We start from the raw sequence: 14,446 nt of genomic DNA on the forward strand, positions 1-14,446 counted from the left end.
TCCCTGGAAGGTGCTGAGACTTCGATGATGGAACCGAGCGCTCGTCTCGTGCAGATCTCCTCCGCGCGTCTGGCCGACGTACGCCGGCGCATCGGCGAACACTCCGACCGGACCATCGCCGAGGCATGTGCCATCGCACTGTCGTACTGGGCGACGGACCGCGGCCCGGACGGCATCGACCTCGCCCCCGGCACCCTCTTCGCCGACGTGCTCGGCTGGGTCCGCAACGGCGGCGGCGCCCCGCACGGCTGGGAGGTGGACGAGGCCCCGGACGGGATGCGCGTCGCCCTCCCCGAGGGCGTGCCGGCCCCCCGGGCGCAGCTCGCGCTGGACGACCTGGCCGACTTCCCGGACCGGCCCCTCGGCTCCATCGGCCCGTCCGGGACGGCCGAGCGGCTGAGGACCCTCGCCGCGTGGAACGACACCGCCGCCGAACGCGTCCGGCCGACCATCGTCGAGATGTTCCGCGAACAGGCGCGGCTCAGGCCGGACGCCGTCGCCGTCGTCGACGGACACCGGTCGCTGACCTACCGCGAGGCGGCACGCCTGTCGGCCCAGCTGGCCCACCACCTGATCGCCCGCGGACTCACCGCGGAACAGGTGGTCGGCATCTCGCTGGAGCGCTCGGCGGACATGGTGATCGGCCTGCTCGGCGTGCTCCAGGCGGGCTGCGCGTTCGTCCCGCTCGATCCGCAGTGGCCCGCCGCGCGCCGCGCCGTCGTCATCGCCGACGCACAGGTCGTGGTGCAGCTCAACGCCTCCGGCGAGCACGACGGCACCGAACCCCCCGCCGTCGCCGTCGGCCTCGACGACTGGCGCCACGGCTCCCACCCCGACGAGGCACCCCGGATCACCATCCCCGGCGGCGCCCTGGCCTACGTCATCTTCACCTCCGGTTCGACCGGCCGCCCCAAGGGCGCGATGATCCGGCACGAGGCGATCAGCGAGCGCCTGCTGTGGCAGTCCGGCGAGATCCTCGGCTTCGGCCACGACGACGCCTCGCTGTTCAAGGCACCGCTGTCCTTCGACATCTCCGTCAACGAGATCTTCCTGCCCCTGGTGTGCGGCGGCAGACTGGTGGTCCTGCGGCCGGGCGGCGAACGCGACCCGCACCACCTGCTGAGCGTGATCGCCGGACAGCGCGTCACCTTCACCTACCTCGTGTCGTCCATGCTGGACGTCCTGCTGGAGATCGCCGGTGACTCCGGGCGGCTGGACAGCCTGCGACACGTGTGGTGCGGCGGCGAGGTGCTCACCCCGGAGCTGTACGAACGGTTCCGCACCCGGCTCGACATCCCCATGTACCACGGCTACGGACCGGCCGAGACCACCATCGGCGTCTCCCATGTCATCTACCGGGGCGCGGCGGAACGCCTGTCGACCTCCATCGGCAGGGCCAACCCCAACACCCAGCTGTACGTCCTGGACGACGAACTGCGCCCGGTCCCGGTCGGCGTCGGCGGCGAACTCTACGTCGGCGGCTTCCTGCTGGGCCGCGGGTACGTCAACGCGCCCGGCCTGACCGCGACCCGCTTCGTCGCCAACCCCTTCGCGGACGACGGGTCCCGGCTGTACCGCACCGGCGACCTCGCGCGGTTCGCCCCGGACGGATCACTGGACTTCCTCGGCCGGGCCGACAACCAGGTCAAGATCCGCGGCATGCGGCTCGAACTGGAGGACGTCGAGGCCGGTCTCGCCGAACACCCCGGCGTACGGCACACCTGCGTCGTCGCCAGGAAGAACAGCGCGGGCGGCACCTACCTCGTCGGCTATGTGATCCCGGCCGCCGGGCACGAAGGACTGCGGGCGGCCGAGGTCAGGTCCTGGGCCGCCGGGCACCTGGTGGAGTACATGGTGCCCGCCCACATCGTCGTCCTGCCGGAGTTCCCGCTCACCCCCAACGGCAAGCTGGACCGGCGCGCGCTGCCCGAGCCAGAGATCGCCACCGGCCCCGCCGTCCGGCCCGTCACCGACGAGGAGCGGACGGTGTGCGCGGCCGTCGCCTCGCTGCTGCGGCTGGAGGAGGTCGGCGTCGACCAGGACTTCTTCCAGCTCGGCGGCGACAGCATCCTCGCCATCTCGCTGCTGAGCGCGCTGCGCGACGCAGGTCTCTACGTCAGCGCCGGGCAGATCTTCGCCCACAGCGTCCTGGGCGCGCTGGCCGCGGTGGCCGGCCGCGAGGACGTCACCGGCATGGACCACGACGACGTACCGACCGGCCCCGTCACCGGGTCGCCCATCGTCCAGTGGCTCGGCCGGACCACCGACGCGGTCGACGGCTTCGTGCAGTCGGTCGTGCTGAACACCCCGGCCCAGCTCACCGCCGACGCCCTCGACACCGTCCTCACCGCCGTCGTCGCCCGCCACGACATGCTGCGCGCCCGCCTCGTGCGCGGCGAACGCTGGAGCTTCGACATCCCGGAGGCCGCCACGGCACGGGCCGAGTGGCAGGAGAGCGACCGGCCGCTGGAGGAGTGCGTGGCCCTCGCCACCGGCGGGCTGGACCCGGACGGCGGGGTCATGTTGCGGGCCGTCTGGCGCCGCGCGGCACGCCAACTGGTCCTCGTCGTCCACCATGTGGTCGTCGACGGTGTGTCCTGGCGGGTCCTGATGGACGACCTGGCCACGGCATGGCGCCGGTGCGCCGCGGGCGAACCCGTCGAACTGCCCCCGGTGGGCACCTCGTTCCGGCGCTGGACACAACTGCTGGAGAGCGCGGACTTCGACCGGGACCGCACGTACTACGAGCGTCCCCTGCCGGGGCCCGACGCCCCGCTCGGCAGACGGGCGCTGTCCGGGGCCGACACCGTCGCACGGGAGAGGTCCCGGACCGTCACGGTCGGCGCCGACACCACCGCCGCCCTGCTGGGCGAGGTCCCGGCGCGGTTCCACGCGGGCGTCAACGACGTCCTGCTGACCGCGCTCGCCGTCACCCTCGCCCGGTGGCGCCGCGACCGGGGCCAGGACCAGACGTTCGCGCACATCGAACTGGAGGGCCACGGCCGCGAGGGCCGCCATGTCGCCGCCGCCACCGGCGTCGAACCCGAACTGTCGCGCACCGTCGGCTGGTTCACCACGCTGTTCCCCGTGACCGTCGACCCCGGCCCGGCCGACGACCTCACCGACCCCGGCTACCTCGCCACCGCGCTCAAGGCGGTCAAGGAGGACCTCGCCCGCGTGCCGGGCAACGGTGTCTCCTACGGCGCCCTGCGCCACCTGGCCGGCGCCTCCTTCACCGCCCCCGCACCCCAGGTCCTCTTCAACTACCTGGGCCGCTTCGACGCGGGCGCGTCCGGGGACTGGCAACTGACCACGGCCACCGGGCACCTGGGCGAGAAGCGCGACCCGGGCATGCGCCTGCCCCGCGTCCTGGAGTTCAACGCGATCGCCGAACCCGCCGCCGGTGGCGAGTACGAACTGGTCACCACCCTCACCTGGCCCGACGGCATGTTCACCGAAGCGGACATCGACACGCTCGGCGGCTACTTCCGTACCGCCCTCGACGGGCTCGCCGCCCTGGACGGCGGCGGCCACTCGCCCAGCGACTTCCCGCTGGTGCGGCTCACCCAGGCCGACGTCGACGCCCTGGACGGCCCCGCGCTGCGCGACATCCTGCCCCTGACCCCGCTCCAGGAGGGCCTGTACTTCCACTCGGTCTTCGACGACGACTCCACCGGCAGCTACGTCGAACAGCAGGTGCTGACCCTGGAGGGCGAAGCCGACGCCGACCGGCTCGCCGCCGCGGCCACCCGGCTGCTCGCCCTGCACCCCAACCTGGCCGCGCGGTTCACCGCGCTCTCCGACGGCCGCGTGGTCTCCGTACTGGAGAGCGGGGTCCGTGCGCCGTTCACCGTGCTCGACCGGCCCGGCATCACCGACGCGGAGATCCGCGACCACGCCGAGCAGGACCGCCGCGCCGGATTCGACCTGGCCACCGGCCCGTTGATGCGGTACACGCTGTTCCGCGACGCGGCGGCCGGCCGCGACGTGCTGGTGCAGACCGTGCACCACATCATCGCCGACGGCTGGTCCGTGCCGCCCATGCTCCGCACCCTGCTCGCCGAGTACCACGCGCCCGGCACCGTGTATCCGGCGGGCGGCTACGCCGACTACGTCGCCTGGCTCGCCGGACGCGACGCCGACGAGAGCGACCGGGTGTGGGACGCCGAACTGGCCGGGCTGCCCGGCCCCTCGCTGGTCGCGGCGGACCACACCCCCTCGGGCCGGTTCGCCGACACCTCCGTACGGCTGCCGCAGGACATCGACGCGGCCGCACGGGCCGCCGGAGTCACGCTGAGCGTGGCCGTGCACAGCGCCTGGGCACTGACCCTGGGCGGCCTCCTGCACACCGGTGACGTGGTGTTCGGCTCCACCGTCTCCGGCCGCGACGCGGACGTCCCCGGCATCGGCGACATGATCGGACTCTTCATCAACACCGTCCCGCTGCGGGCCCGGTGGGACGAGGGGACCACGGCGGCCGAACTGCTCTCCGCGGTGCGCGCCCACCAGGGCGCGGTCCTCGCGCACCAGCACGTCTCACTCGCGCGGATCGGCCGCCGGGCCGGCGCCGGCCCCCTCTTCGACACCCTCGTGGTGTTCGACGTGGCGACCGACGTCGCCGCCCTGCGCCGCCCCGGCGACACCCTGTCCGTCACCGGCATCGCCAACGAGGGCGCCCCGCACTACCCGCTGACCCTGGTCGTGGAGCGGACCCCCGACGGGCACCCGCGCTTCAGCCTCATCCACGACACCGCACTGCTGCGGGAGAACGCCGCCCAGGACATCCTGCGCAGGTTCACCCACGTCCTCACCGGCCTCCTCGACCGTCCGGACACCCCCGTCGCCGACCTGCTGCCGGGGGAGACCCGGAGCGCGGCGCCGACCGAACCGACCACCCTCGGCGCCCTGTTCGACGCCGCAGCGCTCCGCGACCCGGCGGCCACCGCCGTCACCCAGTGCGCCCTGGACGGCACCACCCGCTCACTGACCTACGGCGAACTGGCCGCGGCGAAGGACACCCTGGCCGCCGCCCTGCGCGCGGCCGGAGTCCGGCCGGGCCGTCGCGTCGCCGTGGCCGTTCCCCGCTCCGTGGAACAGGTCGTCGCCCTGCTCGCGATCGTCTCCGCGGGCGGCGCCTATGTGCCGCTGGACACGGCCTACCCCGACGAACGCCTGGAGTACATCCTCGCCGACGCCGCCCCGCAGGCCGTCCTCGTCGGCCCCGGAGAGCGGGACCGCTTCACGGCGCTGCTGGAGCGGGCGGGCGTCGCGGCCCGCGTCCTCGTGCAGGGCGACGAACCGCCGCAGGACGCCGCCGGTTCCGCCGCTGACGCGGCCGGCCCCTCCGACCCCGCCTACGTCATCTACACGTCCGGCTCCACCGGCCGGCCCAAGGGCGTCGTCGTCCCGCACTCCAGTGTGGTGGCGCTGCTCGCCAACACCCGCCAGGACATGGGCTTCGGCCCGGACGACGTATGGGTGCAGTTCCACTCGTACTCCTTCGACTTCGCGGTCTGGGAGCTGTGGGGCGCCCTGGTGCACGGCGGCGAACTGCTCGTCCCCGACTACGCGTTGACCCGCTCCCCGGTCGACTTCCACCGGCTGGTCCGCGAGCGCGGGGTGACCGTGCTGAACCAGACGCCCTCCGCCTTCCACCAGTTCACCGAGGCCGACCGGCAGGCGGGCCTGCCCCTTCCGGCGCTGCGCCGGATCATCTTCGGCGGTGAGGCGCTGGACCTCGCCCGGCTGCGCGGCTGGACCGAGCGGCACGGCACCACCACGCCCGAACTGGTCAACATGTACGGCATCACCGAGACCACGGTCCATGTGACCCACCGGGTGCTCACCGGCGACGACTTCGGCTCCGACGGCGCCAGCCCCATCGGCGGCCCCGTCCCTGGCCTGGTCACCCATCTGCTCGACGACCGGCTCCGGCCGGTGCCGCCCGGCCGGGAGGGCGCCATCTACGTGGCCGGGGACCAGGTGTCCCTCGGCTACCTGGGCCGTCCGGGGCTCACCGCGAGCCGGTTCGTGGCGAACCCGTTCGCGGCCGACGGCTCCCGCATGTACCACACGGGCGACCTCGCCCGCCGCACCCTCGGCGGCGAGCTGGAGTTCACCGGCCGCGCCGACGACCAGGTGCAGCTCAAGGGCTTCCGCATCGAGCTGGGCGAGGTCGAGTCCGTCGTACGGGACCTCGACGGGGTGACCGACGTCGCCGTCACCGTCGCGGACAGCGGTGACCACCTCGTCGCCCACGTCGTGGGCCGCGCACCCGCCGGCCTCGCCGGACTCCTCGCCGCGAAGCTGCCCGCGCACATGGTGCCGGGCCGCGTCCTGCCGGTGGACGCCCTGCCGCTGACCGTCAACGGCAAGCTGGACCGCAAGGCCCTCGCGGAACGGGCCGCCGCAGCGCCGGACGAGGACGCCCCGGCGGCCGCCACCGACTCCGTACTCTCCGCGCTGACCGGCATCTTCGCCGACACCCTGGACCAGCCGGGCGCCGACGCCGACACCGACTTCTTCGGCGCCGGTGGCGACAGCATCGTCGCCATCACCGTCGTCAACCGCGCCAGGGCGCTCGGCCTGCCGGTCACCCCCCGCGATGTGTTCCTGCTGAAGACACCGCGCGCACTCGCCGGAGAGCTGGCCGCCCGCGCACCGCGGAGCCCGCAGGCCGCCGCGGCGCCCGCGCGGCGCGAGCACGGCCCGGTGCCGCCCACCCCCATCATCCTGCGCCAGCGCGAACTGGGCGGCTCCCTGGACCGGTTCGCCCAGGCCAGGACCCTGGACGTACCCGACGGCATCGCGCACCCGGACATCGAGCGCGCCGCGAACGCCGTCCTGGCCGCCCACCCGGCCCTCGGACTGCGGCTGAGCACCGAGCACGGCGTGTGGAGCCTGCGCACCGGCCCCGCACGCGAGGCCGCCGTCGTACGCGCCGACACGGCCGACGCCACCGCGGCCGCCGACGAGGCCGCCGCCCGGCTCGACCCCGCGACCGGCGACCTCACCGCCTTCACCTGGCTCCCCGCCACCCGCACCCTGGTCGTCACCGTCCACCACCTCGCGGTCGACTCGGTGTCCTGGCTGATCCTGCTGGACGACCTGGCCGCCGCCCTGCGCGGGCGCGAACCCGCACCGGCGACCACGTCCTACGCCGAGTACGCCGAGGCACTCGTCCAGGAGTCCGCCGACACCACCGGCCTCGGCCACTGGATCGACACACTCCGGGCACCCGCGCTGTTGCCCGCGACCGGAGCGCTGCGCGAGACCACCGTCGTCCTCGGTCCCGGCACCAGCGACCGGGTGACGCGCACCGCGCCCGCCGCGCTCGGCATCGCCCTCACCGAACTGCTCTGCGGCGCGTTGCGCACCGCGCTGACCCGGATCCAGCCCGCCCCCAGCGATCTCGCGATCGACCTGGAACGGCACGGCCGCGTCCCCGTGCGCGAGGACCACGACTACACCCGCACGGTCGGCTGGTTCACCGCCATCGCCCCCGTACGGCTCACCGCGCACACCGACCCTGTCGCCGCAGCCCGCGAACTGGCCGAGCGGCAGCCGGACGAGACCGGGCACCTCGCCTACGGCCGGCTGCGCCACCTCAACCCGCAGACCGCCCCGCTGCTCACCGCCCGCCCGCAGGTGCTCTTCAACTACCTCGGCCGGGGCGGCGAGTCCCGGGCCCCGCGCATCACCGGCGGCGACCAGGGCAGCCCGTACGCCGTGGAGGTCAACGCCTGGACCGACGCGGCCACCGGCAGCCTGCACGCGGAGTTCACCCTCGCCGACGAGATCCCCGACGAGATCACCGCCCACTGGCTGCGCGCCCTGGAGGACATCGCGGACGCCGCCGCCACCGCCGAACGCACCGCACCGGTCACCCCGCTCCAGCGCGGACTGTTCTTCCAGGCCCAACTGGCGGGCCCGTCCGGACACTACGTCGCCCAGAGCCACTTCAGCTTCGACCGGCGACTGGACACCGACGCGCTCGCCGAGGCCATGGCCGCCGTGATCGCCCGGCACCCTGCCGTCGGCGCCGGTTTCACCACCGACGACGACGGCAACCCGGTCCAGCTCCTGCGGGCGGGCCTGCGGGCGGCCGTCCGCACGGTCGAACTGTCCACCGAGGCGGACGTGCGGGAGCTGTGCGTGCGCGACCGCGGCACCGGTTTCGACCTCGCCGATCCGCCCCTGATCCGGTTGACCGTGATCCGGCGGCCCGACGGACGCGACGACCTCCTCCTCAGCTACCACCTGCTGCTGTGGGACGGCTGGTCCCGCGCGATCGTCCTGCGCGACCTGTTCGCCGCCTACGAGGCCGTCCTCGCGGGCGAACAGCCGGACACCCGCCCCGCCGCACCCGGCTTCGAGGACCACGCCCGGACCCTCGCCGCCCGGGACCAGGCCGCGGCGGAACGCTTCTGGGCCGGGCACCTGGCCCCGCTGACGGGCCCGACCCTGCTCGCCGGACCGGCACCCGCCCTCTCGGCGGACCTGCCGCCCGCCCTCGTGCGCACCCTCACCGCCGAGCAGTCGGACCTGCTGCGGGAGGCGGCCAGGAAGCACGGCGTCACCCTGAACTCCGTTCTCACCGGCGCGTTCGGCCTGCTCCTGGCCGCCCACACGGGCCGCGCCGACGCGGTGTTCGGCGTGACCGTCTCCGGCCGCGAGGGCGAGGGACTCGCCGACGTCGTCGGGGTGCTGCTCAACACCGTGCCGATGTGGACCCGGGCCCGGCCCGACGACACGGTCGAGGACTATCTGACGGCGGTCCAGGCGTCCCGGGTCGCGGCCATGGAGCACGAACACCTCGGCCTCGGCGAGATCCAGCGGGCCGGCGGCCACGACACCCTGTTCGACAACCTCTTCGTGCTCCAGAACTTCCTGGACATGGACGCCTTCGCCGAGATGAACGCCCGCCACGGCATCACCGCCGTGCGCTCCGACGACTCCACCCACTACCCGTTCACCTGGGTCGTCACCCCCGGCGACCGGCTCACGGTCAAGCTGGAGCACCGCCACGGCGACGGAGACGACGCCCGCCGCCTCCTCGACGGCTATGTGCGCGTACTGGAGGACCTGGCCACGGCGAGCGGACCGGTGGGCGCCCTGCGCGGCTTCGGTCCCGAGCCCGAGCCGGCCGTCCGCACGGACATCGGCACGGACACCGTCGTCGACCGGTTCGACGCGGCGGCCGACCGCGCCCCGCGGCGCACCGCGCTCGTCTCGCACGGCAGCAGCATGACGTTCGCCGAACTCCGCGACCGCAGCCGGGCGCTGGCGGGCGTGCTCGCCGGACGCGGCATCGGCCCCGAGCGGACCGTGGCCCTCGCGGTCCCGCGCTCCCTGGACTCGATCGTGGCGCTGTTCGCCGTGCTGCGCACCGGAGCCGCGTACGTGCCGCTGGAGCTGGACCACCCCGACGAGCGGATCGCCTCGATCGTCGCCGACGCCCGCCCCGACGTGACCCTCACCGTCAGCGCCGTCTCCCCCCGGCTCACCGGCGAGCTGATCGAACTCGACCGGCCGCTCCCGCCGGCCGAGCCGTTCGTGACGTTCGCGCCGGACGACCCGCACCGTCTGCGGCACCCGGCGTACACGATCTACACCTCCGGCTCCACCGGGCGGCCCAAGGGCGTGGTGACCGAGTACGCCGGCCTCACCAACATGCTCGTCAACCACCAGCGCCGTATCTTCGGTCCGGTGCTGGCCGGCCACGGCGACCGGGTCTTCCGGATCGCCCACACCGTGTCCTTCGCCTTCGACATGTCGTGGGAGGAGCTGCTGTGGCTCGCCGACGGCCACGAGGTGCACATCTGCGACGAGGAACTGCGCCGCGACGCGCCTGCCCTGGCCGCGTACTGCCGTGAGCACGGCATCGACGTCGTCAACGTGACCCCCACGTACGCCCAGCAGCTGGTGGCCGAGGGGCTGCTCGACACCCCCGGCCGGCGTCCCGCGCTGGTCCTGCTGGGCGGCGAGGCGGTCACCCCGGCCCTGTGGCAGCGGCTCACCGACACCGAGGGCACCGTCGGCTACAACCTGTACGGACCCACCGAGTACACCATCAACACCCTGGGCGTGGGCACCTTCGAGTGCCAGGACCCGGTGGTGGGGGTGGCGATCGACAACACCGACGTGTTCGTGCTGGACCCCTGGCTGCGGCCGCTGCCGGACGGGGTGCCCGGCGAGCTGTACGTCTCGGGCATCGGCATCGCCCGCGGCTACCTCGGCCAGAGCGCGCAGACCGCGCACCGCTTCGTCGCCTCGCCCTTCGGCCGGCCCGGCGAACGCATGTACCGCACCGGCGACCTCGTGGTCCGGCGGCCCGACGGCAACCTGGCCTATCTCGGCCGCACCGACCAGCAGGTCAAGATCCGCGGCCACCGGGTCGAACTCGGCGAGGTCGAGGCGGCGTTCGCCGCCCACCCGGCGGTACGCTTCACCGCGGCCGTCGCCCAGCCGGACCCGCAGGTCGACGGCGCCCACCGGCTGGCCGCCTACCTGGTGCTCGACGGCGCCGACCTGGCGACGGTCGCCGCCGAGGTGGGCGCCGCGCTGCCGGACTTCCTGCGGCCGACCCACTACGCCGAGGTCGACCGCATCCCGCTCACGGTGAACGGCAAGGCCGACACCAAGGCCCTGCCCGAGCCCCGGCCGCTCGGAGCGCTGACCACCGCGGGCGAGCGCCGCCCGCGGACCGGCACCGAGACACTGGTCTGCGAGTATTTCGCCGAGGCCCTGGACCTGGACGACGAGGAGGTGAGCGCGGTGAGCGACTTCGTGTCCCTCGGCGGACACTCCATGCTCGCCGTCCGTCTGAACGGACTGCTCCGCCGCGAGTTCGGACCCGTGATCACCATCCGCGACCTGTTCACCCTGCGCACCCCGGAAGCGATTGCCCGCCACCTCGATGACCACTCCTGACGTCCAGCGGTCCCGCACCCAGGGATCCGGCATCCTCCGCACCGCCGTGCGCCGCAACGTGGGCGCGATGGCCTGGGGCACCCTCCTGATGGGGCTGTACCAGGCGGGCGAGACCGCCTTCCCGATCGCACTCGGCCTGATCGTCGACCACACGATGCGGCACCGGAGCACGGCGGCGCTCGCCCTGTCGGTGGCGGCGCTCGCCGTGATCATCACGACCGTGTCGCTGTCGTGGCGCTTCGGGATGCGCATCCTCCAGAAGGCCAACACGACCGAGGCCCACCGCTGGAGGGTGCGGGTCGCGGCCTGCGGCCTCCAGCCGGTGGCCCGGGACACCGGCCTCAAGTCCGGCGAGGTGCTCACCATCGCCACCGAGGACGCCGACCAGACCGCCGACATCGTGGAGGTGGTCCCCATGCTGATCAGCTCCCTGGTCTCGGTGCTGATCGCGGCGGTCACCCTGAGCCTGGCGAGCCTCCGGCTCGGCCTGCTCGTCCTGGTGGGCACCGTCGCCATCCTCTCGGTGCTCAGTGTGATGTCCCGACGCATCGGCACCAGCACCAAGGAGCAGCAGGCCCGGGTGGCACGAGCGGGCGCGAAGGTCGCCGACCTGATCACCGGCCTGCGCCCGCTGCACGGCTTCGGCGGCAACCACGCGGCGTTCCTGTCCTACCGGAAGGTCAGCCAGCAGGCCAGGCAGCAGGCGGTCACCGTCGCCCGGGTGAACGGCCTCTACGCGGGCGCCGCGCTGGGCCTGAACGCCGCCCTCGCCGCCTCGGTGACGCTGACCGCCGGATGGCTGGCCCTCGACGGGCGGATCAGCATCGGGGAACTGGTCACGGCCGTCGGCCTGGCGCAGTTCATCATGGAACCGCTCAAGCTGTTCTCGGACATGCCCAAGTACGTCATGATGGCGCGCGCCTCGGCCGAGCGGATGGCCCTGGTGCTGTCCGGGCCGCCGGTGACGACCCCGGGGACCGGGCGCCCGGAGCCGGGCGGGGACCTGGAGGTCGAGGGCGTCCGGTACGGGTCCCTGCGCGGTGTGGAGTTCCGGGTCCCGGCGGGCTCCTTCACGGCGATCGCGGCCCACCAGTCGCGCGCCGCGGGCGAACTGACCTCGATCCTGGCCCTGTCCGTCCCGCCGGACGCCTACGAGGGCACGGTGCGCGTCGGCGGGCGGCGGCTCGCGGAGCTGTCGGTCGAGTCGGTCCGCGAGCATCTCCTCGTGAACCCGTACGACGGCGAGATCTTCGCCGGTACCCTCCGCTCGAACATCGACCCCTCCGGGACGAGCCGCACGGTGGCCGAGGCGGTCGAGGCGTCCCTGCTGACCGACGTCGTCGCCCTGCACCGCGAGGGACTCGACCACGAGGTCCGCGACCGGGGCTCGAACCTCTCCGGCGGCCAGCGCCAACGGCTGTCCCTGGCACGGGCGCTGGCCGCCGACAGCGACGTCCTGGTGCTGCACGACCCGACGACGGCGGTGGACGCCGTGACCGAGCAGCTCGTCGCACGCAACATCGCGCGGCTGCGCCGGGGCCGTACCACCGTCGTCGTCACCACCAGTCCGGCCCTGCTGGACGCCGCCGACCGGGTCCTCGTCCTGGACGGCGGGGTCGTCACCGCCCGGGGCACCCACCGGGAACTGCTGGCCACCGACGAGGCGTACCGCCGGGCCGTGACCAGGTGACCCGGGCCCCGCGCCCGTCAGCCCAGCGCCCAGGCGACGTCCCTGAGCAGGGAGTGCCGCCAGCCCGCCCGGTCATGGTGCGAGGCCGACCTCGACACCCGGACGGTCGCGCCCGAGCGCCGGGTCAGCTCCTCGACCAGTTCGCAGTGGGGACGCATACGTGTCTCGTGCTCGCCCAGGTCGAACGCGATCCGCAGCCCGGCCGGGGCGGGCCGCTCGCGCAGCCGCGCGGCGACCGCGCCGCCGACCGGGCCGCCCAGCGGGTCGGGCAGCTCCATGGCCCCGGGCGTCCACCAGAACGACCCCGACTGGCAGGCGACCCGGGACACCAGCTCCGGGAACTCCAGCGCCGCGTACAGCGCGCTCAGCCCGCCCAGACTCTGCCCGGCGACCACCAGGCGGTCCGGGTCGGCGGGCACCCCGCTCTCCGCCACCAGCGGCAGCAACTCGTCCCGCACCGACTGCCACAGCTCGGGCCGGCACCCGAACTCGGCGAGCCGGTCCCGGGACGGCACGAAGACCAGCGTGACGGGAGGCACGTCACCGGCGGCGACGGCCGCGTCGAACGCCGCCATGGCCGGATGCAGGTACAGCCAGTCGTCGCCGTCCAGCAGCAGGACCACGGGGCCGCCGCCGCCCACCGGATGGACCCGCACCGTCCGCCGCCCGCCCAGCCGTCCGGCGGGCCAGCGGACCCGGGTACGGGGCAGCGGCAGCACGTCGTCGGCGCCGACGGACGGCCAGTGCGGCTGCGGGGGAGCGTCCGGTGTGGCGGTCACGGACCGGTCGCCGCCCATCTGGACGGGGCTGAGCGGATCGGCGCAGGAGGTGTCGCCCACCACGAACCGGTAGGTCGCCCGGAACCGCGTGGGCAGGGGCACCTGGGCGTACCAGCAGTCCGTGTCGCGCCACCGGGCCAGCGGCACCGGGTCCGGCCAGCTCTCGAACGCGACGACCGCCGGACCGCCGCGCCGCAGGAACAGGGTGAGCCAGCCACCGTCGCCGGACGGCACCGACACGGGAGCCGCCGCGGCCCAGAACGCGTCGGTGCCGGGTGTACCGGACAGGCCGAACGCGGCGAAGGGGCTCTGTGCGCCGTCCGCGTCCGGGACCCGTTCGACTGCACGCATCGGTGTCTCCTTGTGAGGGGAAAGAGGGAACGTTAAGCTGCGATTAGGCGAGCCTAACCTAAGTGTGTGGCTCCCTTGTTGCCGAACCCATCCCCGACCGAGCACCCCGTGGACATGGCGCCCGCCGTCCCAACGGGCCAGGAGGAAACCGGACATGAGCACCAACCCGTTCGACGACGCCGAGGGCCGCTTCCTGGTCCTGGTGAACGACGAGGGCCAGCACTCGCTCTGGCCGTCCTTCGCCGCGGTGCCCGGAGGGTGGACGGTCGCCCTGGAGGAGACCACCCGCGACGCCTGCCTGGAGTACGTCGAGACCCACTGGACCGATCTGCGCCCCCGCTCCCTCGCCGAAGCCGCCGACGCCTGACCGGAAGCGGGACAACCGTGAGCAGCCCGACGAACGTCCTGGAGCGGTACGCCCACCTCTGGGAGGAGCCCGACATCCTGCCCCGCTGGATCATCTGGCGCGCGGGCGCGGGGGAGACCCTCGTCTTCGACCGGCACGTCAACGTCCCGGTCGACGTGGACGACGCGTCGCTCGCCGAGGTCCTGCGCCGGATGCGCGAGGCGGGGGCGCCGGAGACGGACTCCTACCCGGGGCGGCGCTGCGGCTAGCACCCAGGCGTCCCCGACATGACGGTGGCCTCCCCGAGGGCGGGGCCACCGTCATGTCCGGCGGTCACCCGCCGTGTCG

The 14,446-nt window shown here is 73.9% G+C and carries 5 protein-coding genes; 4 read left to right on the forward strand and 1 reads right to left on the reverse strand.

Translation table 11 applies throughout. The annotated features are described in order from the left end of the window. The first annotated feature begins 24 nt into the window (after positions 1–24). Together B086_RS0117635 and B086_RS0117640 are read left to right on the forward strand one after the other, a co-directional pair. Positions 25–10,932, forward strand: coding sequence for a non-ribosomal peptide synthetase (locus B086_RS0117635; protein WP_026252526.1), 10,908 nt, complete (start codon positions 25–27; stop codon positions 10,930–10,932). After that, on the forward strand, positions 10,919–12,622 hold the full coding sequence (locus B086_RS0117640; protein ID WP_018567754.1) for an ABC transporter ATP-binding protein: 1,704 nt from the start codon (positions 10,919–10,921) through the stop codon (positions 12,620–12,622). The genes B086_RS0117635 and B086_RS0117640 overlap by 14 nt, the downstream gene beginning before the upstream one ends. A 17-nt stretch (positions 12,623–12,639) precedes the next feature. Here B086_RS0117640 and B086_RS0117645 read toward each other — a convergent pair whose 3' ends face one another. After that, positions 12,640–13,752: an alpha/beta fold hydrolase gene (locus tag B086_RS0117645; RefSeq protein ID WP_018567755.1), complete on the reverse strand. Its 1,113-nt coding sequence runs from the start codon at positions 13,750–13,752 to the stop codon at positions 12,640–12,642. A 154-nt stretch (positions 13,753–13,906) separates the two neighbouring features. Between B086_RS0117645 and B086_RS0117650 the strand changes: the two genes are divergently transcribed. Both B086_RS0117650 and B086_RS0117655 read left to right on the forward strand, forming a co-directional pair. Further along, on the forward strand, positions 13,907–14,119 hold the full coding sequence (locus B086_RS0117650; protein WP_018567756.1) for an MbtH family protein: 213 nt from the start codon (positions 13,907–13,909) through the stop codon (positions 14,117–14,119). Between the two features lie 17 nt (positions 14,120–14,136). Beyond that, positions 14,137–14,367 (forward strand): hypothetical protein, encoded by a 231-nt coding sequence (locus tag B086_RS0117655; RefSeq protein ID WP_018567757.1) that lies wholly within the window; start codon positions 14,137–14,139, stop codon positions 14,365–14,367. The last annotated feature ends 79 nt before the right edge of the window (positions 14,368–14,446 follow it).

The sequence above is a fragment of the Streptomyces sp. PsTaAH-124 genome (genome assembly GCF_000373685.1).
GTDB classification, from domain to species: domain Bacteria; phylum Actinomycetota; class Actinomycetes; order Streptomycetales; family Streptomycetaceae; genus Streptomyces; species Streptomyces andamanensis.